Genomic DNA, 22,117 nt, shown 5'->3' on the forward strand with positions numbered 1-22,117 from the left:
TCATTGCAATATTCTACAAGAAAAACTTCATGGAAAAATTCACATTAGAAATATTATTTCAAATTATCGGAATCGGCTCAGCATCGGGATTATTTTTCAATAATGACGCGCTTTATGTAATTGGAGACAACAGCGGATTCTTATACGAATACAATATGCAGAATCAGCAATTGAATCAGCATGCTTTAATTGACAATCCTACACAGAATATTCCGAAAAACCTAAAACCCGATTTTGAATCGATTACGCATCACAATGATACTCTTTATGTTTTTGGTTCAGGTTCAACCGAAAACCGAAACAAAATGATTGAATTTGATTTAAAATCAAAAAGCGTTTTAAAGAAAAATAATCTGGTTGATTTATATGCTTTAATGCAAAGCTTCGGCGAAATAAAACCAGAAGATTTTAATTTGGAGGGTTCTATTTTTGATGGAGAAAATTGGTTTTTATTTAATCGTGGAAATGGCGTTTCAAACAAAAACACGATTTTTACTATTCATGCTAAAAAACTAGACGAAGAATTTGCTTTAATTGCTGTCAACTACAAACTGCCTAAAATAAAAGGTGTTCGCTCTAGTTTTACTGATGCTGTTTTGGTCGATGATAAAATCTATTTCCTTTCAACCGCAGAAGACACCAAATCAACTTATGATGATGGCGCAATTTTAGGAAGTTTCATCGGAAGAATCGATGTAAAAACCATGAAAATTGATTTCACTCAAAAAATTACCTCAACCAATAAATTTGAAGGTCTGACTCTTTATAAAAAAGAAAATAATAAAATTGAGTTTTTGCTTTGCGAAGACAATGACACAGAAGTTTTAGAAACCAAGATTTATAAATTGACATTGCCGATTAAATAAATCTATTCGATTACAATATTATCGTAGAGACGAACGCGCAGGGCGTCTACACAAAGATTGTCGACACAGATTGATTTACGTGACTTTAGACGCACTGCAGTACGTCTCTACAGAAAACCTTTGCACCTTTGTAACTTTGAACCTAAAAAAAAATATTTCAATATTTTTTTACCCCTCTCCCAACCTTTTTATCTTTTTATCTCTCTATACAAGAAAGACAACAATTGTGATAAACGAAACTCAAATAGCAAACTGTAAAAAAATGCACCGCGACGCCCAGCGTCAGGTGTACGAATACATGGCGCCAAAGTTGTACCGCCTTTGCAAAAGATATTTAAAAAAGGAAGAGGAAATCGAAGAAGCTTTGGCCGATTCGTTCTTTACTATTTTCACCAAACTCGATCAGTTAAAAGAAGCTTATGCTTTTGAAGCTTGGGCTAGAAGAATAACTGTAAATCATTGTTTGGCGACCATTAGAAAAGCGACCAACTTTAATATGTATCTCGACGATGTAAAGCTGATATCTCAGCCTTCTGTCGACGAACTGAATACATTGGAAGAAGAAGATTTACTTAATTTATTAAACCACATTCCAGACGGCTGTAAAACTATTTTTAACCTTTTTGTTATTGAAGGTTTCTCTCATAAAGAAATAGCCGAAATGCTGAAGATTTCTGAAGGCACCTCAAAATCACAATTGAATGCCGCCAAGACCAAACTGAAAGAACTGGTTAATAAACTGTATTATAAAAAAGCAAAATAGTCATGGACAATCAAGATAAATTATTCGATAAAATAAAAGAAGCTTCGCAAAAAGCCGAGTTTCAAGACTTTCCTGCAATGGAAAAAGTCTGGTCGCGTGTTGAAGAAAAACTGGACAAAAAGGAAGATAAAAAAACAATCGTTTTATGGAAAAAAATTGCGGTTGCCGCTTCTCTTCTATTATTGATTTCACTGGGATATCAATTTTTACATTCAGATAAAGAAATTGCAACAGAAACAACAAAAGTAGTTTTTGACGAAAAAGCAAAAGAAAAACCTCAAGAGCCTACTTCAAATAAAATTATAACTCCACCTTCTGATTCTGAAATGGTTTCTAACGAAGAAGCAGTTAAAATTTTAGAAAATCAAACTAAAAATAAAGAACGAGTTGCTATTCAAGAGCCAGTTGTTTCAAACACAGCGCCTATTTTGGATCTTCCAGCTGCAAATATTACTTCGGAAGCTGCAGTTTCTGCAAACGAACCTTTAAAAGCCGAAGAGCAAAATGAAGAAGCTGACAATTATGTTGCTTCGAAAAAAGATGCTCTAGCAGAAAAAAGTTATTCTGACACAAAAGAAAGACAATCTGCAAAAGTTGCTTATGCTGCTGCACCTGCTCAAAAAGATAAGAAAAGCACTCCTTTAATCGTTCTTAACGGAAATGCTATGGCGCATAGCGATGATGCAAAAAGAGATAAAATGATACAAGCTGAAATACCAAATTTAGATCCTGAAAATGTTGATTCGCTAATGATTTTAGAAGAGCCTTTATATATCATTGATGGCATTTATTATTCAGAAAATGATTTGTTTGGTAAAAATCCAACAAGTCCATACGCGCCTTTAGATCGCCAAGAAATAAAAACGATAACTATTTTACAGGACCTTGAAGCTACTGAAAAATATGGCGAAAGAGGAAAAAAAGGTGTTGTAATTATAACTACAAAAAACGGAAAACCTACTCCGAAAAAATAGTTTCATGCTTTGTCAAAGTCTGCAGCTTTGACAAAGCAAAATCAAAACATTAATTCTAAAACTTATTATCATGAAAAGTCTAAAACTTATTTCATCAGCCATTGCTATGCTTATATGTTTCGTAACCATGGCACAAGAAAGAACAATTACTGGAACAGTTACAGATGAATCTAAGACACCTCTTCCTGGCGTTCAAATAATTATTAAAGGCACTAAAAAGTATGCCCAAACCGATTTTGATGGAAGATATTCTATTCAAGCTCAAAAAGGAGATGCTCTTGTTTTTAGCTATGTAGGTTTGGATACTCAAACCTTTTATGTACAATCGTCAAATATTATCAACGTTGAACTAAAAAGTAGCCATGCTGAATTACAAGAAGTTGTAGTTGTGGGTTATGGAAGAAGTAATTCTGAATACGAAGACAGAAGTTATGCACGTGCTGAAAGAAGAAAAGAAAAAAGAGAGGCCTCAAAAGCGCTTCAAGGAAAAGTTGCTGGAATTCAGGTTTCCAATACTATTGCATATGTTTCTAGCCCGACCCCTACTGTTACGATTCGCAGTACTGCATCAATTTCTCCTAAAAATGAACCAATCTATATTGTCGATGGAGTTAAGATGAAAGCCAATCAAATGTCAAAAATTAATCCGAATGATATTAAAGATTTAAAAGTGCTGAAAGATGATGCCGCAACTTCAATTTATGGAAGCAAAGCTTCAAATGGCGTTGTGGTTATTTCTACCAAAGATGAACTTTACAAAAATCTTACTGAAAAAGAATTGGACAAAAAACTAAATATTATGCCAATTCCAACAGAACCAACTCAGGAAGATTACGATTCTTTTGTAGAAAATGCTTTCGAAAGTCCGAAAACTGCGCCACTTTCTACATTTTCTATAGATGTTGATAATGCTTCTTATACCAATATAAGACGATTTTTAAACAATGGACAGCAAGTTCCAAAAGATGCCGTTCGTGTTGAAGAAATGGTTAATTTCTTTAAATATACTTATCCGCAGCCAAAAAACGAGCATCCGTTTTCAATCAATACTGAAGTGAGCGATTCGCCTTGGAACTCAAAAAATAAAATCTTGAAAATTGGTCTACAAGGAAAAAATATTCCAACGGAAGATTTACCAGCTTCAAACCTTGTTTTCTTAATTGATGTTTCTGGATCTATGGAAGACATGAACAAATTGCCTTTACTAAAACAATCGTTGAAAATTTTGGTTGACGAATTAAGACCAAAAGATAAAGTAGCGATTGTAGTTTATGCGGGTGCAGCGGGACTAGTTTTACCTCCAACTTCTGGAGATGAGAAAAAAACAATTATTAATGCATTAGATAATTTACAAGCTGGAGGAAGTACTGCGGGCGGTGCAGGAATTGAACTGGCTTATAAAATTGCTGCTGAAAATTTCATTAAAAGCGGAAACAACAGAGTAATCTTGGCTACTGACGGAGATTTCAACGTTGGAAGTTCTTCCAATTCTGATATGGAAAAATTAATTGAAGAAAAAAGAAAAACAGGCGTTTTCTTGACTTGTTTAGGTTATGGAATGGGAAATTACAAAGACAGCAAAATGGAAATCTTGGCCGATAAAGGAAACGGAAATTATGCTTATATCGATAATATTCAAGAAGCAAATCGGTTTTTAGGAAAAGAATTCAAAGGTTCGATGTTTGCTATCGCGAAAGATGTAAAAATCCAAATCGAATTTAATCCGAAGCAAGTTCAGTCTTATCGTTTGATTGGTTATGAAAACAGAAAATTGCGTCCAGAAGATTTTAAAAACGATGCAATTGATGCTGGAGAATTGGGAAGCAATCACACCGTTACGGCTTTATATGAAATTATTCCAACTGGAGTAAAAAGTGATTATTTAGCAGAACAGCCAGATGATTTAAAATACACTAAAACAGAAACTAGTTCGAATAATTATAGCAACGAATTGGCAACAATTAAATTCCGTTACAAAAAACCTGACGGAGAAAAAAGCATCGAAATGGTTCAGACGATCGAAAATAAATCGGTTGCTTTAGAAAAAGCGAGTGATGATATGAAATTTAGTTCTGCCGTAGCTTGGTTCGGATTGAAATTAAGAGATTCAAAATTAATCGCTGATAAATCTTCTAAAGAAATTATAAAATTAGCGAAGCAAGGAAATTCAAACGACGGCGAAGGTTACAAAGCTGAATTTATTCGTTTAGTTGAAACTTCTAAACAGTATAATTAATAAATATTGTATTACATTTGCGGCTTTATTTTTAAAACTTATATTACACACGTATGAATCCTATTTTAAGCCAAAATCTATTTTTAGTAAAAGAACATATTGGAATGTTCAAAGCCGCAAACAATTACGACATCTACGATCCAGAAACTAACCAAATCATAATGAACTGCCGAGAAAACAATCTTGGTTTTTTCACAAAAGTATTCCGTTTTACAGATTACAAAAGAGCAACTCCGTTTAATGTTGAAATTACAACTCCTTCTGGCGAAAAGTTAATTACCGTAAGAAGAGGTGTTGCTATATTCAGATCGACTGTTGAAGTATTGGATGAAAAAGATCGTTTGGTTGGAACTTTCAAACAAAAATTCTTTTCGATTGGAGGAAAGTTTGACATCTTGGACAAAAATGAAAAACCTGTTGCAACGTTACAAGGAAAATGGACTGGTTGGGATTTTAAATTCTCGCACGAAGGAAAACAATTGGCTCAAGTTAGTAAAAAATGGGCAGGTTTAGGTAAAGAGTTTTTCACAAGCGCAGATAATTATGTACTTCAAATTGAAGATACCGTTGCAACTGATAGTCCGTTGAGACAGTTAATTTTAGGAGCTGTTATGTGCATTGACATGGTTCTTAAAGAATAATCGAAAGTTGTTAAACTTAGATTAAGAATACCTTTTAGAGCATCATTTTAGTTTTCAAAACCTTATTTTTGTAAGACTTAAAATGATGCTTTCTGCATTTCTAAAAACACAATCATGACCGACTTAAAAAATAAAAACGCCTTTATTACTGGCGCAGGAAAAGGAATTGGAAAAGCTGTAGCAATTGCTTTGGCTAAAGAAGGTGTAAACCTGATTTTGGTTTCAAGAACTCAAAAAGACGTAGAACAATTAGCTGACGAAGCTTCTAATTTAGGCGTGAAAGCTTTGGCTTTAACAGCTGATGTTTCTGACATCAACTCTATCAATAAAGCTGTAGAAAAAGCTTTGGCTGAATTTAAACACATCGATATTTTAATCAATAGCGCAGGAATTGCTTCTTTTGGAAAATTCTTAGAATTAGAACCAGAAGCTTGGGAAAGAATTATTCAAGTGAATTTAATGGGAACATATTTCACAACTCGTGCTATTATTCCAAATATGATCGAAAGACAAACTGGAGATATTATTAATATTTCATCGACTGCCGGATTAAATGGAAATGCTTTGACAAGTGCTTACAGCGCATCTAAATTTGCTGTTTTAGGTTTAACCGATTCTCTGATGCAGGAAATGAGAAAACACAATATTCGTGTTACGGCTTTAACGCCAAGTACGGTTGCAACCGACATGGCAAAAGACTTAAACCTAACTGACGGAAACCCTGAAAAAGTAATGCAGTCTGAAGATATGGCAGATTTAATTATAGCGCAGTTAAAATTAAACCGAAGAGTTTTTATTAAAAACAGCAGTATTTGGTCTACTAATCCTTAAAAAAAATCCAAATTTTTGAAATTCCAAATTCCAATTACTTTGAGATTGGAATTTGGAATTTAATTATTGGAATTTTAAAAAAATGTAGGTCCCAAGTATAATTGGAATTTAATTATTGGAATTTAAAAAAAACATGATGGAACAATATTTAAGACAATTGGTCGAAATTGAATTTCAGGATAAAAAAGAAATCTTCAGCGGATTTTTAATTGATTATTCTGATGATTGGATTTTGCTTCGAAATAATCCTGTTGATTTTGTTTTGGATGGTTTCGTTATTCTTAGAAATAAAAACATTGAAGTTGTAAACCGAGATCATGATTTGGCTTTTACAGAAAAAGTAATTCGCTTAAAAGGCTTGAAAATTAATTCTGATGATATTATCCCGATTAAAGATTTAGCTTCAATTATAAATTATGTTTCTAAGAAATACGGAATTTTCCAAATCGCCAAAAAATCATCTAAATCAGCTTATCTAGGAAAATTAATAAAATTGAATGAAGAAGAATTGACCATTGATTTTTTAGATACACGCGGTCAGTTTGGCGGAGAATTAGGTTTTAATCCAGAAAAAATTCGAGTTATTGAATTTGATACAGATTATATTAACTCTTTAAAATTGGTTGTTCAGGATAATGAGTAATTCTTATAAAACAAAAAAATCCCTTTTTTACGAAAAGGGATTTTTTTGTCATTTCGACCGAAGGGAGAAATCGCACTAGCAATTACGCACAGAAAATCTCCAATCTTTGTCGACAAACTAGTGTGATTTCTCTCTTCGGTCGAAATGACAATACTTTGTCTGTTTATTTTTTTTAAACTTCCGCCAATTTATTCAAAAACTCAATACGAACACTTCCGTCTTCGTCAATTTTTGTCAAGTTGATTTCTTGCAAAGTATTTACCAATTCAGGATTCCAAGGTGTTTTTACTTTTACGTAGTTTTCAGTAAATCCGTGAATATAACCTTCTTTATTTTCTCCTTCAAAAAGAACTGTTCTGTTTGTTCCTAACTGACTTTCATAAAAAGCACGACGTTTTTTAACAGACAATCCACGAAGCATTTTACTGCGTTTAGCGCGAACATTTGAAGGAACAACGCCTTCCATATCAACCGCTTCTGTATTATCTCTTTCTGAATAGGTAAAAACGTGTAAATACGAAATATCCAAATCATTTAAGAAATGATATGTTTCTAAGAAATGCTCATCTGTTTCTCCAGGAAAACCAACAATTACGTCAACACCAATACATGCATGAGGCATTACTTCGCGAATTTTATTTACACGATCAACATATACTTCGCGTAAATAACGGCGTTTCATTAATTTCAAAATATCATTGCTTCCTGATTGTAACGGAATATGAAAATGCGGTACAAAAGTTCGGCTTTTCGATACAAATTCAATTGTTTCGTTTTTCAATAAATTTGGTTCGATAGAAGAAATTCTCAAACGTTCGATTCCTTCTACTTTATCCAAAGCCTGAACTAAATCCAGAAAAGTATGTTCGTGTTTTTTGTTTCCAAACTCCCCTTTTCCGTAATCACCAATATTTACACCTGTTAAAACAATTTCACGGATATTTTGAGCCGAGATTTCTTTGGCGTTTTTCAATACATTTTCTAAAGCATCACTTCTTGAAATTCCTCTTGCTAAAGGAATTGTACAGTAGGTACATTTATAATCGCAGCCGTCTTGAACTTTTAAAAATGCTCTTGTACGATCTCCAATAGAATAACTTCCAACATAGAAATCAGCTTCAGCAATTTCGCAGGAGTGAACTTCACCCATGTCGTTTTTGCTCAAATCATGAATATAGTCCGTGATTTTGAATTTTTCTGTCGCTCCCAAAACCAAATCAACGCCATCAACCGCAGCTAATTCTTCTGGTTTCAATTGTGCATAACAACCAACAGCAGCAACAAAAGCTTTTTCATTCAGCTTCATTGCTTTTTTAACTACTTGCTTAAACTGCTTATCTGCATTTTCTGTTACAGAGCAAGTATTGATGACATAAATATCTGCTATTTCTTCAAAATCGACACGGTCAAAACCTTCGTCGTTAAAATTTCTGGCAATTGTAGAAGTCTCTGAAAAATTCAGTTTACAACCCAGTGTATAAAAGGCAACTTTCTTTCTATTTTCCATAATCTGTCTTAAATTAATGAAATCGTTGTCAAAAAATTTAAGGCTGCAAATTTACAAACAATATTTCTCAAAAGAAAGCAATTAAGCCACTTCGAATCAATAATTTGCACCAATGTTAATTTAGTAAAATTTTATTTTAATTTTTTTTATTTTATTTTTTGAGAAAATTGAGATTATCCAAACAGAAATTTTTAACATTTCAATAAGAATAAAATGACAAAATAATCGATTAAGTGCAAATTTTATCGATTAAGTACATTTTTTTCGGTTTTAAATTCAAAATTTCTTACATTTACTTTTGTTATGAATCAGGTCAAAAATAAATTCATATTTGAGAATTTTAATACGTTTTAATTAATTTAATAATAATTCGAGCATAACAATTTTGAATTCTACTCGTTATGTTGTTGTTTTGTGTTACAAAATGAAATGGGAAAGCCGAAAACCAAAGAGAGTAGGCAAAATTAAAATACAAATACCACGCTTTATGAAAGCATTTTTACCCACAATCTGCTTGATGTTCTTAACCCTATTTAGTTCGCAAGCGCAAACTAATGCCCCTGCTGCAGCAAATCCATTTCCTACAATTAGTACATTAACGACTTGGGCAAGCTTCAACTCTCAGCAGCAATTTGATGTTGCTATTCGTGCAGTTGGGTTTAAGTTTGAAGTTAAAGAGCCAGGAGAAGGTTCTACTGCTTATACCTACATTCGTAAAGTAACCGTTAACGAAGTAAACTATACGGATAGAATTGTTTACAGAATTACTAATAATAATTCAGCAAGTATTATTTCTTTAGTAACTGCTTCTACTGACTTGGTTAGTTTATACACACCACAATTGGCAAGTTTTAAAAACAACAACTGTAAAACAGAAATGTCTAAAGACAAAAATACAACTTGCAGCTGTTACGAAAGTGCAAACTTTGCAATCGATCTTTGCGATGAGCGTGTAAAATTAACAATGGGTGACGGAAATAAATATTTCGTTTCTGTAGCTAAAAAATAATAGCATAACTCTGATTTGTTTCCAAATCTTTACTGACTTTTAAGTATGTAAAGATTTGGAATACATTTCTTAGTTTAAGTTTGGATTTTTAAGTTCGTACCAAACTTCTAATTCCTCTTCATGGTGGAAGGAATTTATAAAACGAAAACCTAGTTTCTCTAGAATTTTTCTAGAATTTTCGTTTCCTGCATCTGCGTAAGCATATAATTTTTCTACTTTCATTTCATTAAAGGCATAATCTATAAAAGCTTTTCCTGCTTCTGTAGCATAACCTTTTCCCCAATGTTTTTCGATAAAACGGTATCCTAACTCATAAAAGTTTTTATGATCGTTAATTTCGTCTGTTATATACTTTATTCCAGACCATCCAATAAATTCATTGGTTTCTTTTAAAACAACAGCCCAGCGGCCTGTTCCAAGATCTTTATATTGTTTTTGAACAAACTTGATATATTCAATACTTTCTTCAATATGTTTTACAGGCCTATTGCCAACAAATAAATGCACATTCGGATTGGAATCCAATTCAAACATTCCTTCTGCATCAGAAAGTTCTAATTCTCTTAAAAGCAAACGCTCTGTTTCAATTGGATTTTTCATTTTTTTAATTTAAAATATAACGTGTCACTACCTCAGCAACACCATCGTCATTATTTGAAGCTACAATTAAATCGGCTTTATCACGTAATTCTGGTGTCACGTTATCAACCCAAACACCCAAACCTGCATATTCTATCATTGTCAAGTCATTTCCAGCGTTTCCAACAGCGATAATTTCACTTTGATGAATTCCTAGCTTATCTGCCAAAAACTTCAAACTCGCAGCTTTATCAATTCCTTGTTGCGCAGCTTCTAAGAAGAATGGTTTAGACATAGAAACACTTAAATGTGGCATCGCTTCTTTTAAATCTTCTTCTAAAGGCTTTAAATACGCTGGATCTTGTAATAAAATACATTTAACGGCTGGTCTGTCTACATAATCTTTAAAGCTTGAAACTTTTTGATGCGCCATTCCGGTAATTTCTTTTTCTACTTCGATATACTGAGAATCTGTTTCGCTAATTATTTCATCATCCAAATACGTAATAATATGCGTATTCATTTTAACGCTATAATCATATAAAGCATGAATCTGCTGAACGGTTAATTTCTGTTCAAACAAAATTAAATCATCTTTTACTTGACTGATTATTGCTCCGTTAAACGAAATCATATACGAATCGTTTTTATCTAATTCCAATTCTCTAGCATAAGCCGTCATTGCCGAAGTTGGTCTTCCTGAAGCCAAAACTACATAAACACCCTTTGCTTGCGCCTCTAGTATCACTTTTTTATTTAAATCTGAAATTCTGTGGTCGTCTGTCAACAAGGTATCATCCATGTCGAGCACTAACATTTTGTATTGCATATTTTTTTTAGTTTTCAGTCGCAGTTTTCAGTCGCACTCTCAGTAACTACTGAAAGCTGAGACTGAAAACTGAAAACTTTTAAAGGCTCATTCTAAATTCTTCTATAACTGGATTTGCTTTTGCAAAATCTGTTTCTTGTATAAATACTTCAACCGCCAAATCTGTTTGCCAAAGCCACCTAAACGTGCTGATTGAATATTGTCTTTTTTAACTGTTTCAACTCCCGCTTCTTGCAATCTTTCTTGCAAAGCAATCGCTAATACTTCACTACCTGAAAACACCTTCATTAATCCCATGATATTTTATTTTTTATTAGTTTTCAGTCGCAGTCACAGTTTTCAGATTGCAAACTGCGACCAAAACTGTGACTTACAAAAATCTCGTTTTCCAGTTACTGAGACTGAAAACTGAGACTTCGACTTATAATATTCTTTTTAATTGTTCTTGAAAATCTTCATTTTCATTTACGCCAATATGTTCTTGATTTTTCAGCGGATAAAAATAGGCATTTGAATTCAATAACTTCTTTAATCGTATTGAATTATCAATTGGAATTAATTGATCTTTAGTTCCATGAAAAATATAAATTGGACTTTTTATTTTTGGTAGATAGAGATTTGTTTCTAAACTAAACTTCTTCATAAAATCAGGAAAAAATGGCACTCTAGAACTTGACAATTCTAGAAAATTGAAATAAGGAGCCTGAAGAATCAAAGCTCTCGGGTTATTTTCTAAAGCTAATTTAGTCGCAAAACCAGAACCAATTGAATATCCTGCAATAATAATTTTATTCTGAGAATATTTCTCAGCCACTTTTTTATATACAATAGAAATATCTTTACTTAATTGCTCTTCATTCTCAATTTCACCTTCACTTTTTCCAAAACTTCTATAGTCTAAAATGAAAATATCGTAACCTAATGAAGTATATATTTTTGCAATTTTACCCCAAGTTTCAAGCGTTCCCGCATTTCCATGAAGATAAAAAACAAGACCTTTTGAGTTTTCAGCCTTAAACAATAATCCGTTCAAAATACTTCCATCAAAAGAAGTAATATTTACCTCTTCAAACTTTTGTTTATAATCAAACTTAAAATCTTTTGGAAGTTTTGAACTGTGAAAAACCAGTCCTATTTGATTAAAATACACGTAAGAAATAATTAAAACATATAGGACAATAAAAAAGCACAAAAGCACTATTCCTAAAAATTTAACTGTTTTTAAAATCTCCATATTTTTAATTTAATTTTCAGTCTCGGTCTCAGTTTACAGTTATTTTACTGAAAACTGAAACCATAAACTGGGACTGTCTTCACGAAAAAATCCCGCTTTTCAGTAACTGCGACTGAAAACCGGGACTGTAAACTTATAGTAAATTATTCTTCTTCTTCAATATCATCTTCATCCTCATCAAGCTCTTCTCCTTCTTCATCCATATCAAACAAATAAGGCTCAAGCATGATTTTATCTGCCAAAATTTCAATACGTTCTGTCAGAGTTTCAGAAAAAATAATTCGTTGCACTTTGGCAATACTATTAGAAATACGTGTAATTTTTGGATCATGTCGTAATTTCAAAATCGGATCTGCATCATCCAAAATAAACATTTTAAGACGATTTACATTGTAACCAGCTGTACTAAACATATCGTTTAATTTTGTTGGTGTTCCAATTAAAATATCAATTCCTGTAGAAACGTAATTTTTATCATAATCCATATCGCCTTTATCGTGCACGCCATAAACTTCAAGATTAGTATATTTTCCTAATTTCTCAAAAAGCTCGACCATTGCAACCATTTTCTCTTTGTCTTCAACAATAATCAAAGCTCGTGGCGATTCTTCTGTTTTTCCAGCCAATTGCTGAATCACATTCATAACAATTGTCGTTGTTTTCCCACTTCCTTTCGGCGAAATAATTACACAATCAGCACCACTTTTTATGGTCGAAAAAGTTTCCATCTGCAAAGCATTTGCTTCTGTCAAACCGTTTTCAATTAAGGCATCTTGTAATTTCTCGTTTATTTTTTTTAGTTTCATTTTTTTATGCTTTAAGCTTAAAGCTATACACTATAAGCAAAAATTATTTAGTTTCTATAAAAGCTTAAAGCCTAAAGCTTATAGCCTAAAGCGCGAAGCAAATTATTTGCTTGCGAACATTTTCACATCTGATTCTGAGATTTCGTTTCCTCCCAAAATAATCAATCTTTCGACTACATTTCGAAGTTCACGAATATTTCCTGTCCAATCGTATTCCTGTAATAATTTTATGGCTTGCGCCGAAAATGACTTAGCTGCATTTCCTTGTTCTGAAGCTATTTTTTCTGTAAAATGCAAAATCAAAGCAGGAATATCATCACGTCTTTCATTCAATGGCGGAACTTTAATCAAAATTACTGCCAAACGATGGTATAAATCTTCACGGAAACGGCCTTCAGCAATTTCCGTTTTTAAATCTTTATTCGTCGCCGCAACTACACGAACATCAACTTTAATATCTTTATCAGCACCAACTCTCGTAATCATACTTTCTTGCAAAGCGCGTAAAACTTTGGCTTGAGCCGAAAGACTCATATCTCCAATTTCATCCAAGAAAATAGTTCCTTTGTCAGCCGCTTCAAACTTTCCAGCACGATCTTTCACTGCCGATGTAAAAGCACCTTTTACATGTCCGAACAATTCGCTTTCGATTAATTCACTTGGAATTGCAGCACAGTTTACTTCAATTAACGGAAAACTAGAACGTTCACTTTTTTCATGTAACTGATGCGCCACGAGTTCCTTCCCTGTTCCGTTTGGTCCAGTAATCAAAACTCTAGCTTCTGTTGGAGCAACTTTATCAATCATCAGTTTGATATGGTTAATCGACTCACTGTCGCCAATCATTTCGTAGTTTTTGCTGACTTTTTTCTTTAGGATTTTATTTTCAACTACTAATTGTTTTTTGTCCAAAGCATTACGAACTGTATTTAATAAACGGTTCAAATCTGGCGGTTTTGAAATATAATCAAAAGCTCCTAAACGCATGGTTTGAATCGCAGTTTCCATATCGCCGTGCCCAGAAATCATTACCATCGGAATTTCTGGTTTTATCTTTTTTACTTCTTCTAAAACCTCAACACCGTCCATTTTTGGCATTTTGATATCACACAAAACCAAATCATAGTCGTTGTTTTTTATTTTTTCAAGTCCCGCAACACCATCTTCAGCTTCATCAACCTGATAGGAATCATTTTCTTCTGATAATATTTTTACCAAAACTCTTCTGATCGCTGCTTCGTCTTCTACAATTAGTATTTTACTCATTTTTTTTTTGAGATTCTAAGGTTCTAAGTTGCTAAGGTAATGAGGTTTTTCTACAAGAAGCTAAAAAACTTAGCATCTTAGAACCTTAGTACCTTAGCGACTTTAAAAATTAATATTTTAGCCACTTATACAATTCTTTCCAAGTCGGTTTTTTGCCGTACATTAAAATACCTACTCGGTAAATTTTTGCAGCGAACCATACAACAAGGAAAAATGTAGCAAACAATAATGATACCGAAATTGCGATTTGCCACCACGGCACGCCAAACGGAATACGCATTAACATTACAATTGGTGAAGTTAACGGAATCATCGAAAAGATAACCGCAACACTTCCATGTGGATCGTTTACTACTGTAAAAAATCCGATATAAACACTCAAAATCAAAGGCATTAGAATTGGCAGCAAAAATTGCTGAGAATCGGTTTGATTGTCAACTGCAGCTCCAATTGCGGCATAAAATGAGCTATATAAAAAATATCCTCCAATAAAATAAATCACAAATCCGATTATGATGCTTGCAATTGGCAAATTCCATAATTCAGCAATATACATTTGCGCCGATCCAGAAAGTTCATGTTGAGCCGTTTGCATCATTTCTGGAGAAATTCTCGCCGTTGGCCCAACATTCACGTCAAAAAATGCTGAAGCAGCAAACATTAATCCTAAGCCAATTATTGCCCAAATGATGAATTGCAAAATTCCTGCTAATGAAGTTCCAACAATTTTACCAATCATTAATTGAAATGGCTTTACAGATGAAATAATGATTTCGATAATCCTGTTTGTTTTTTCTTCGATTACGCTTCGCATTACCATATTTCCATAAATGATAATAAACATCATAATCAAGTAACCAAAGGCACCGCCAATCGCAATTTTAATTTCGTTTAAACCTTTTAAACTTTCTTCTCCAGAAGCTTTAACCAAATGAATATTTACATCTGATTGTGCTTTCTGAATAGCCAAAGTGTCTAGTTTTGCTTCTTCCAGATTTAGTTTTGTAATTTTATTTCCAATAACATCCTGAGTATTTTCAATAAAAGAAATACTCGGACTATTATTAGAAATAAATTCAATTTTACTTTCTAAATCTTTTATATTTTTTGTTTTCGGAATAACGATTAATCCGTTGAAATTTTCTTTTGTAATGCTATCTTTTAAAGCCTTTACATCAATTTCAGATAAATTTAAATATTTGAATTCGGCTCCTTTTTTATTTTCTTTTAAAAAATCAGAAGCAAAAAGTCCAGTTTCGTCATGAATTGCAATTCTTTTCGTTTCTGCTTTCATCGAACTTAAATAGCCAATAAAAACAGCAATCGCCACAAATAAAAGCGGACTCAAAAATGTCATGACAACAAAAGATTTATTGCGGACTTTGGCAATAAATTCTCTTTTTATAATTAATGAAATAATACTCATTTCTTGATTTTAGATTTTAGATTGTTGACTTTAGATTTTTAGATTTTAGGTCTTCACTCTAAAATCTAAAATCTGAAATCTAAACTTTATTTTCCGTTACCGTTTGGATAAAAATATCATTTATACTCGGAATTTTTTCAACGAAATGCGTTACTTGCCCGCGTTGCGTTAAAACATGTAATAATTCATTTGGCGCTGCGTTTCCAATCTGAATATTTAATTTCAAATCATCATTTAGCGATTTAAAATTAGCAGGCGAAACTGTGAACTTTTGAGTAATATCATACATCAAGCCTTCAACATTATTGGTCAAAATTCCAACTTCAAAACTATTGGTTCTAAACTGACGTTTCACATCTGCAACTTTTCCTTCGATCAATTTATTTGATTTGTGAATTAAAGCGATATTTTCGCAAAGCTCTTCAACACTTTCCATTCGATGTGTCGAAAAAATAATAGTCGAACCTTGTTCTTTTAATGCCAAAATTTCATCTTTAATAACATTAGCATTTACGGGGTCAAATCCAGAAAAAGGTTCATCTAAAATCAGTAATTTGGGTTTATGCAAAACACAAACTACAAATTGAATTTTCTGTGCCATTCCTTTAGAAAGTTCCTGAATTTTCTTGTTCCACCAGCCTTGAATTCCTAATCGGTCAAACCAATAATCTAGTTGTTTTTTGGCTTCAGCTTTAGAAAGACCTTTCATTTGAGCCAGATACAAACATTGCTCTCCCACTTTCATCGAACTGTACAAACCTCTTTCTTCGGGAAGGTATCCGATAGTTTGCACATGTTTTGGTTGCAATCTTTCTCCATCCAAAATTACTTCACCGCTATCTGGCAATGTAATTTGGTTTATGATTCTGATAAGGGAAGTTTTTCCGGCTCCATTCGGACCTAAAAGTCCATATATACTGCCTTTTGGCACATTTAATGAAACTTCGTTAAGTGCTACATAATCGCCGTATTTTTTTACGACTTTATGTACTTCAAGTAAGTTACTCATGCTATTTTTAAGGATTTACTGCGTCACTTTGCCTATTACGGTTCAGCGACTGTAAAAGTAAATAATTCGAAGCGAAATTGTGTCATATTACACAAAAAACCCATTCTAATTTATGCTAGAATGGGTTTTTATTATTTTATAAACTTTTAAAAGAGTTCAAATTATGAGAACATATCTTTTACTTTTTCAAAGAATGATTTCTCTGATTTCTCTGGACTTGGAACAAAATGTTCGTCGTTTAAAGCATTTTCAAAGAATTGTTTTTGTTCTTTATTTAATGTTTTTGGAGTCCAAACGTTTACGTGAACCAGTAAATCTCCACTTCCGTAGCCATTTAAACTTGGAATTCCTTTTCCTTTCAATCTTAAGATTTTTCCAGACTGAATTCCTTCTTCTAATTTAATACGAACTTTTCCGTTGATTGCTTCAATATCTTTTGAAACTCCCAAAACTGCTTCAGGGAAACTGATATATAAATCGAAATGAATATTTTCCCCTTCACGCTTCAAAAATTCATGTTCAACTTCTTCAATTGCTACAATTAAATCTCCTGGAATACTGTTTCCTGGAGCATCATTACCTTTATTAGCAACTTTTAACTGCATTCCGTCAACAACTCCTGCAGGAATTTTGATTGATACTGTTTCGTCTTCCTGAACCATACCTTGAGCATCGGCCTCAGAAGGTTTTTTATCTAAAATTTGACCAGAACCTCCACAAGTAGGACAAGTTGACGCAGATTGCATTCTTCCTAAAATAGTATTGGTTACACGCATTACTTGTCCTTGACCATTACAAGTCGTACAAGTTTTATACGTTACGCCCTTTGCCTGAACTTTACGTTTTACTTTAACTTTTTTCTCAACTCCATTTGCAATTTCTTCTAAAGTCAATTTAACTTTAATTCGAAGATTGCTTCCTTTAGCACGACGAGGGCCTCCACCTCCGCCTCCGAAACCGCCAAATCCGCCACCAAAAATATCACCAAATTGGCTGAAAATATCATCCATGTTCATACCGCCATGACCACCGCCAAATCCGCCAGAACCATCAAATGCTTGATGACCGTATTGATCGTATTTCGCTTTTTTCTGCGGATCACTTAAAACTTCGTAAGCTTCTGCCGCCAATTTGAAGTTTTCTTCTGCCTCTTTGTCGCCTGGATTTTTATCAGGGTGATATTTTAAAGCACTTTTTCTGTATGCTTTTTTAATTTCAGCAGCATCAGCATTTTTTGAAATGCCTAGTATTTCGTAAAAATCTTTTTTCATAATTAGATTAAGTTCCAAATCTTATCCCGAAGCTTCGGGACCAAAATCCAAAAAAAATCATCGGACTTTGTTTACATTTTTTTAGTTACCAACAACAACTTTAGGGAAACGAATAATTTTATCTCCTAATTTGTATCCTTTTTCAATAACATCAACAATTTTCCCTTTTAATTTGTCAGACGGAGCTGGAATTTGGGTAATTGCTTCAGCAACATCAGCATTGAAAGCATCTCCTGCTTGAATTTCAACTTGTTCTAAACCTTTAGAAACTAAAGTGCTTTTCAATTTTTCATGAATCAACTCAACGCCTTTTTTCAAATTTTCATCATCAGACTTGTTGATTTCTACTGTCGCTCTGTCAAAATCATCTAAAACAGGAAGCATTGCCAATAAAACTTCTTGGTTTGCTGTTTTAAATAATTCAAGACGCTCTTTTGAAGTTCTTTTTTTGTAATTTTCAAATTCAGCAAATAATCTCAAAAACTTATCTTTTTCGTGAGCCAAGTCTTTAGCTAATTGCTCCTCAACACTTAATTCTTCAACAATTAACTGCTCTCCGTTGGCATTGTTCTCTAACGTTACATCGTCTAATTCCTGATCGAATTCTGTATTTTCCGTAGTCATATTACTTTTATTTTTAAAAATATTTTTAAACTTCATTTTATTTCTTTCTGTTAGATTGCAAAAGTACTGCCAAATCTTTTAAAATGTCAAATTGTCACTTTATTAATTATGAGACTTTTAAAAAACGAAACAGGCTCATTAAAATTTAATACAATTTTAAGACTATTACGTTATAGTTTATTTTATCTTTGATAGCGTAAAAACAAAAATTATTACACCAAAAATTGAATTTAAGGGTTGGCTTCGGCCTCAAAATAATTATTAATTCAAATTTACCTTATATTAAAAAAAGCTTCGCCTATAGAGACGAAGCTTTTTTTTATGCTTTCTTCATCTTTGGATTAATGACGAAACCTTAATGACGAAAAAAAATTAACGCAAAGAACGCAAAGTTTTTTCATTCTTAAGCTTTTATAGAAAAGACAAAGTTCGCAAAGCTATATTTTACAAATGCTTTGCGAACTTTGCGCTTTTTGATAAAAAATATTTTATTGCACGGGCGGAGGGATTCGAACCCCCATCAACGGTTTTGGAGACCGCTATTCTACCCTTGAACTACGCCCGTAACTTAAGGTCGGCAAATTAAGAGTTTTTTTTCTTCTCTAGCAACTATTTTAAGCAGAGATTTTAAAAGAAAATCCTTTAAATCTGCGGAATCTAAAGCAAAAACTTTTGTCCCAGACAGTTAGCCTAATAAAGTTTTTTTCAATCCCTCGAAATCAACAGAAACCTGCTCTCCTGTCATTAAATTTTTAAGCGTATAAGAATTTGAAGTAATTTCCTGATCTCCAACCAATACTGCAAACGGAATTAAACGTTTGTCTGCATATTGAAATTGTTTTCCAACTTTTACATTGTCAGGATACAACTCTACTTTTATGTTTTCTTTTCTCAATTTCTGAATCGCCTGCGAAGCATACAAAGCTTCTTTATCTCCAAAATTTAAAAATAAAGCTTTAGAAGTCGCTGCAACTGTTTCTGGAAATAAATGTAATTCTTCTAAAACTAGATAAATTCTATCCAATCCAAAAGATATTCCGACACCGCTCATATTCTTTAAACCAAAAATACCAGTCAAATCGTCGTATCTTCCACCGCCTCCAATAGACCCCATAGCAACTGTTTTTGGAGCTGCAACTTCAAAAATTGCTCCTGTATAATAATTTAAACCGCGAGCTAAAGTCACATCTAAATCTAAAATGGCAGTAGAAAGTCCTAATTCAGCAACATTATCACATATAAATTTAAGCTCTTCAACACCTTTCATTCCTTCTTCAGAAGATGACAATAATTCTGAAAGCTGTGCAATTTTGTCTGCAAAGGTTCCCGAGAAACTGAAAAGTGGCTGTACTTTTACTAAAGCATCTTCAGAAATTCCTTTTTCGATCATTTCTTTTTTCACGCCGTCTTCTCCAATTTTATCCAATTTATCAAGAGCAACAGTAAAATCGATTAATTTATCTGACGCGCCAATCACTTCAGCAATTCCAGATAAAATTTTTCTGTTATTGATTTTAATTGTTACGCCTTCTAAACCTAAAGAAGTAAAAACAGTATCATATAATTGAACCAATTCTACTTCCTGCCAAAGAGATTTTGAGCCTACAACATCGGCATCACATTGAAAAAATTCTCTGAAACGACCTTTTTGCGGATTATCAGCTCTCCAAACTGGTTGGATTTGGTATCTTTTAAAAGGAAATTCAATTTCACTTTGGTGTTGCACCACATATCTTGCAAACGGAACCGTCAAATCGTAACGCAAAGCTTTTTCAGAAATTTTTCCTGTGAATTTATTTAATTCAATTCTTTGCTCTAAAGTAATTTTCTCAGCAGAATTTAATTGTAATTCTTCAATTGATTCTGGCAATTCAATTTTACTTTTATTGTAGAAAAAGTTTCCAGAATTTAAAATTTTGAAAATCAGACGATCTCCTTCTTCTCCATATTTTCCCATCAAAGTATCTGAATTTTCAAACGAAGGCGTTTCGATTGGCTGAAAACCAAACTTTTCGAAATTTGCTTTTATTGTTTGAATAATATATTGACGTTTTGACACCTCTGCAGGTGAAAAATCTCTCGTTCCTTTTGGAATGCTTGGTTTTGAAGCCATCTTCTTTATTTTAGATTGTAGATTTTAGATTTTAGATTTCTTTTGAAAATTAAAATTCAAAAACCTTTAAAAATTAATTTATTTCTATTTTTGATTGCTGGCGTTTTAGACTTTCGACTTTATGACTTTCCAGCTTTCGACTTAATTTAAGTCTGCAAATATCTTACTTTTTAAAATAAATAATAACACTTCGAAAACAAACTTGTAACAAAAAACGTATTTTCGTGACAAATTGGTCATGATGCTAAAATTATTTAAAGAAAATATCCGAATTGCATTTGGTTCTATCAAAACACAATTGCTGCGTACTATTCTTACCGTTTTAATTATTGCCATCGGTATTACCGCTTTGGTTGGAATTTTGACTGTTGTTACAGCCCTTGAAAATACCGTTTCAACCAATTTTGCTTCAATGGGAGCTAATACTTTTAATATTAATCAATACGAAAACAACCTTAAAAATCGTGGTGGAAATGAGCGCGAAATCATAAATCCAATTATTTCTTATCCTGAAGCAGTTGCTTTCAAAAACAAATACAAATATCCTTTTACTGAGACCTCACTTTCCTTTACAGCTACCTCAAAAGCCGAAGTAAAATATCTAGATACTAAAACTGATCCCGAAATTACGGTACTGGGAGTTGACGAACATTTTATTTCAAATTCTGGTTTAGAAACTACCTTAGGCCGTTCATTCAATCAATTCGATATTGAAAACAATACTTATTCTTGTATTGTAGGTTCTGATTTCGAAAAAGGCCTATTAAAAGACCTAAACCCTATTGATAAAATAATTTCAATTCGCGGCGCTCGATTTAAAGTTATAGGTGTCTTAAAAGAAAAAGGATCAACTTTTGGAAACAGTCAGGATTTGCGTGTTTTAATTCCAATTCAAGTAGCGCGTTCTTTATTTACAGCGCCAAATATTAATTACACCATTAGTGTGATGGTTTCTAAAAAAGAAGTTCTGGATCAAGCTATTGATAATGCTACCAGTACAATGCGAAGAGTTCGAAAATTGAGTCCAGTGCGCGACAATAATTTCGGAATTGGGAGAAGCGATGATTTGATTAACCGAATTCTAAGCATAACTCAATATCTAGGAATAGCAGCATGGACTATTTCTGTCATCACAATTTTAGGGTCTTCAATCGCCTTAATGAATATTATGGTTGTTTCGGTTACAGAACGTACTCGCGAAATTGGTGTTCGTAAAGCTTTGGGAGCAAAAAGATCAACTGTTGCTTTTCAGTTTTTTATAGAAACTTTATTGATCGGACAAATTGGAGGTTTGGTTGGAATCCTTTTAGGAATCCTCCTTGGTTTTGCCATTGCAACGGCTATGAGTTTCGTTTTTGTGATTCCGTGGATGGCGATTTTTGCTGCTTTTGCAACAAGTTTTATGGTCGCAATTGTTTCCGGCTTGTATCCAGCAATTAAAGCATCAAAACTAGATCCTATTGAGGCGTTACGTTACGAATAATTTTAGT

The 22,117-nt window shown here is 33.0% G+C and carries 20 protein-coding genes, 1 tRNA gene and 1 pseudogene; 9 read left to right on the forward strand and 13 right to left on the reverse strand.

Annotated elements, in window-relative coordinates; translation table 11 throughout:
• The first annotated feature begins 29 nt into the window (after positions 1-29).
• The 7 genes from OD917_RS02680 to OD917_RS02710 all read left to right on the forward strand — a co-directional run bounded on the left by OD917_RS02680 (position 30) and on the right by OD917_RS02710 (position 6,954).
• Positions 30-866: a DUF6929 family protein gene (locus OD917_RS02680; protein WP_263521995.1), complete on the forward strand. Its 837-nt coding sequence runs from the start codon at positions 30-32 to the stop codon at positions 864-866.
• A 262-nt stretch (positions 867-1,128) separates the two neighbouring features.
• Positions 1,129-1,629, forward strand: a complete 501-nt coding sequence (locus OD917_RS02685; RefSeq protein ID WP_263521997.1) for an RNA polymerase sigma factor — start codon at positions 1,129-1,131, stop codon at positions 1,627-1,629.
• Positions 1,630-1,631: 2 nt separating this feature from the next.
• A complete protein-coding gene (locus OD917_RS02690) occupies positions 1,632-2,603 on the forward strand; it encodes a hypothetical protein (protein ID WP_263521999.1) in 972 nt (323 codons plus the stop codon).
• Between the two features lie 70 nt (positions 2,604-2,673).
• Positions 2,674-4,839, forward strand: a complete 2,166-nt coding sequence (locus tag OD917_RS02695) for a YfbK domain-containing protein (protein WP_263522000.1) — start codon at positions 2,674-2,676, stop codon at positions 4,837-4,839.
• A gap of 53 nt (positions 4,840-4,892) precedes the next feature.
• Positions 4,893-5,480 carry an LURP-one-related/scramblase family protein gene (locus tag OD917_RS02700; RefSeq protein WP_263522001.1) on the forward strand — a complete coding sequence of 196 codons (588 nt, stop codon included), beginning with the start codon at positions 4,893-4,895 and terminating at the stop codon, positions 5,478-5,480.
• A 114-nt stretch (positions 5,481-5,594) separates the two neighbouring features.
• Complete coding sequence (locus OD917_RS02705) at positions 5,595-6,311, forward strand: 3-ketoacyl-ACP reductase (protein ID WP_111289183.1); 717 nt, start codon at positions 5,595-5,597, stop codon at positions 6,309-6,311.
• A gap of 136 nt (positions 6,312-6,447) precedes the next feature.
• Positions 6,448-6,954 (forward strand): hypothetical protein, encoded by a 507-nt coding sequence (locus tag OD917_RS02710; protein ID WP_263522048.1) that lies wholly within the window; start codon positions 6,448-6,450, stop codon positions 6,952-6,954.
• A gap of 172 nt (positions 6,955-7,126) precedes the next feature.
• Here the strand turns inward: OD917_RS02710 and mtaB are convergent, their stop codons facing one another.
• Positions 7,127-8,461, reverse strand: coding sequence for a tRNA (N(6)-L-threonylcarbamoyladenosine(37)-C(2))-methylthiotransferase MtaB (mtaB, locus tag OD917_RS02715; RefSeq protein WP_263522002.1), 1,335 nt, complete (start codon positions 8,459-8,461; stop codon positions 7,127-7,129).
• A gap of 487 nt (positions 8,462-8,948) precedes the next feature.
• On the opposite strand from mtaB, the gene OD917_RS02720 reads away from it, so the two are divergent.
• Positions 8,949-9,470: a hypothetical protein gene (locus OD917_RS02720; protein WP_111289276.1), complete on the forward strand. Its 522-nt coding sequence runs from the start codon at positions 8,949-8,951 to the stop codon at positions 9,468-9,470.
• Between the two features lie 69 nt (positions 9,471-9,539).
• On the opposite strand, the gene OD917_RS02725 is transcribed toward OD917_RS02720, so the two are convergent.
• The 12 genes and pseudogenes from OD917_RS02725 to hisS form a co-directional block, all read right to left on the reverse strand.
• The gene (locus tag OD917_RS02725; protein ID WP_263522004.1) at positions 9,540-10,070 is read right to left on the reverse strand and encodes a GNAT family N-acetyltransferase; all 531 of its coding nucleotides are present in this window, start codon (positions 10,068-10,070) and stop codon (positions 9,540-9,542) included.
• Between the two features lie 4 nt (positions 10,071-10,074).
• Entirely contained in the window at positions 10,075-10,878 is an 804-nt protein-coding gene (locus OD917_RS02730; RefSeq protein WP_263522006.1) for a Cof-type HAD-IIB family hydrolase, read from the reverse strand.
• A gap of 79 nt (positions 10,879-10,957) precedes the next feature.
• Positions 10,958-11,175 (reverse strand): annotated as a pseudogene (locus OD917_RS02735) (putative signal transducing protein).
• A 124-nt stretch (positions 11,176-11,299) separates the two neighbouring features.
• Positions 11,300-12,112 carry an alpha/beta hydrolase gene (locus tag OD917_RS02740; protein ID WP_263522007.1) on the reverse strand — a complete coding sequence of 271 codons (813 nt, stop codon included), beginning with the start codon at positions 12,110-12,112 and terminating at the stop codon, positions 11,300-11,302.
• Between the two features lie 143 nt (positions 12,113-12,255).
• Complete coding sequence (locus OD917_RS02745; protein WP_263522008.1) at positions 12,256-12,918, reverse strand: DEAD/DEAH box helicase; 663 nt, start codon at positions 12,916-12,918, stop codon at positions 12,256-12,258.
• Positions 12,919-13,020: 102 nt separating this feature from the next.
• Entirely contained in the window at positions 13,021-14,184 is a 1,164-nt protein-coding gene (locus tag OD917_RS02750; RefSeq protein ID WP_263522010.1) for a sigma-54-dependent transcriptional regulator, read from the reverse strand.
• Positions 14,185-14,293: 109 nt separating this feature from the next.
• A complete protein-coding gene (locus OD917_RS02755) occupies positions 14,294-15,610 on the reverse strand; it encodes an ABC transporter permease (protein WP_263522011.1) in 1,317 nt (438 codons plus the stop codon).
• 79 nt (positions 15,611-15,689) lie between these two features.
• A complete protein-coding gene (locus tag OD917_RS02760) occupies positions 15,690-16,619 on the reverse strand; it encodes an ABC transporter ATP-binding protein (RefSeq protein ID WP_111289201.1) in 930 nt (309 codons plus the stop codon).
• Positions 16,620-16,780: 161 nt separating this feature from the next.
• On the reverse strand, positions 16,781-17,890 hold the full coding sequence (dnaJ, locus tag OD917_RS02765; RefSeq protein ID WP_263522012.1) for a molecular chaperone DnaJ: 1,110 nt from the start codon (positions 17,888-17,890) through the stop codon (positions 16,781-16,783).
• 81 nt (positions 17,891-17,971) lie between these two features.
• Positions 17,972-18,550, reverse strand: coding sequence for a nucleotide exchange factor GrpE (locus OD917_RS02770; protein WP_111289205.1), 579 nt, complete (start codon positions 18,548-18,550; stop codon positions 17,972-17,974).
• 458 nt (positions 18,551-19,008) lie between these two features.
• Positions 19,009-19,079 (reverse strand) — tRNA-Trp (locus tag OD917_RS02775).
• Positions 19,080-19,199: 120 nt separating this feature from the next.
• A complete protein-coding gene (gene hisS / locus OD917_RS02780; RefSeq protein ID WP_263522014.1) occupies positions 19,200-20,627 on the reverse strand; it encodes a histidine--tRNA ligase in 1,428 nt (475 codons plus the stop codon).
• Between the two features lie 238 nt (positions 20,628-20,865).
• On the opposite strand from hisS, the gene OD917_RS02785 reads away from it, so the two are divergent.
• The gene (locus OD917_RS02785) at positions 20,866-22,110 is read left to right on the forward strand and encodes an ABC transporter permease (protein WP_263522016.1); all 1,245 of its coding nucleotides are present in this window, start codon (positions 20,866-20,868) and stop codon (positions 22,108-22,110) included.
• The last annotated feature ends 7 nt before the right edge of the window (positions 22,111-22,117 follow it).

Source organism: Flavobacterium sp. SH_e (assembly GCF_025717045.1).
Lineage (GTDB): Bacteria > Bacteroidota > Bacteroidia > Flavobacteriales > Flavobacteriaceae > Flavobacterium.

Bases quoted from the DNA above. Each gene is read 5' to 3' on its own strand.
- OD917_RS02680 (WP_263521995.1), top strand. From the start codon at position 30: ATGGAAAAATTCACATTAGAAATATTATTTCAAATTATCGGAATCGGC.
- OD917_RS02685 (WP_263521997.1), top strand. From the start codon at position 1,129: ATGCACCGCGACGCCCAGCGTCAGGTGTACGAATACATGGCGCCAAAG.
- OD917_RS02690 (WP_263521999.1), top strand. From the start codon at position 1,632: ATGGACAATCAAGATAAATTATTCGATAAAATAAAAGAAGCTTCGCAA.
- OD917_RS02695 (WP_263522000.1), top strand. From the start codon at position 2,674: ATGAAAAGTCTAAAACTTATTTCATCAGCCATTGCTATGCTTATATGT.
- OD917_RS02700 (WP_263522001.1), top strand. From the start codon at position 4,893: ATGAATCCTATTTTAAGCCAAAATCTATTTTTAGTAAAAGAACATATT.
- OD917_RS02705 (WP_111289183.1), top strand. From the start codon at position 5,595: ATGACCGACTTAAAAAATAAAAACGCCTTTATTACTGGCGCAGGAAAA.
- OD917_RS02710 (WP_263522048.1), top strand. From the start codon at position 6,448: ATGGAACAATATTTAAGACAATTGGTCGAAATTGAATTTCAGGATAAA.
- mtaB (WP_263522002.1), bottom strand. From the start codon at position 8,461: ATGGAAAATAGAAAGAAAGTTGCCTTTTATACACTGGGTTGTAAACTG.
- OD917_RS02720 (WP_111289276.1), top strand. From the start codon at position 8,949: ATGAAAGCATTTTTACCCACAATCTGCTTGATGTTCTTAACCCTATTT.
- OD917_RS02725 (WP_263522004.1), bottom strand. From the start codon at position 10,070: ATGAAAAATCCAATTGAAACAGAGCGTTTGCTTTTAAGAGAATTAGAA.
- OD917_RS02730 (WP_263522006.1), bottom strand. From the start codon at position 10,878: ATGCAATACAAAATGTTAGTGCTCGACATGGATGATACCTTGTTGACA.
- OD917_RS02740 (WP_263522007.1), bottom strand. From the start codon at position 12,112: ATGGAGATTTTAAAAACAGTTAAATTTTTAGGAATAGTGCTTTTGTGC.
- OD917_RS02745 (WP_263522008.1), bottom strand. From the start codon at position 12,918: ATGAAACTAAAAAAAATAAACGAGAAATTACAAGATGCCTTAATTGAA.
- OD917_RS02750 (WP_263522010.1), bottom strand. From the start codon at position 14,184: ATGAGTAAAATACTAATTGTAGAAGACGAAGCAGCGATCAGAAGAGTT.
- OD917_RS02755 (WP_263522011.1), bottom strand. From the start codon at position 15,610: ATGAGTATTATTTCATTAATTATAAAAAGAGAATTTATTGCCAAAGTC.
- OD917_RS02760 (WP_111289201.1), bottom strand. From the start codon at position 16,619: ATGAGTAACTTACTTGAAGTACATAAAGTCGTAAAAAAATACGGCGAT.
- dnaJ (WP_263522012.1), bottom strand. From the start codon at position 17,890: ATGAAAAAAGATTTTTACGAAATACTAGGCATTTCAAAAAATGCTGAT.
- OD917_RS02770 (WP_111289205.1), bottom strand. From the start codon at position 18,550: ATGAAGTTTAAAAATATTTTTAAAAATAAAAGTAATATGACTACGGAA.
- hisS (WP_263522014.1), bottom strand. From the start codon at position 20,627: ATGGCTTCAAAACCAAGCATTCCAAAAGGAACGAGAGATTTTTCACCT.
- OD917_RS02785 (WP_263522016.1), top strand. From the start codon at position 20,866: ATGATGCTAAAATTATTTAAAGAAAATATCCGAATTGCATTTGGTTCT.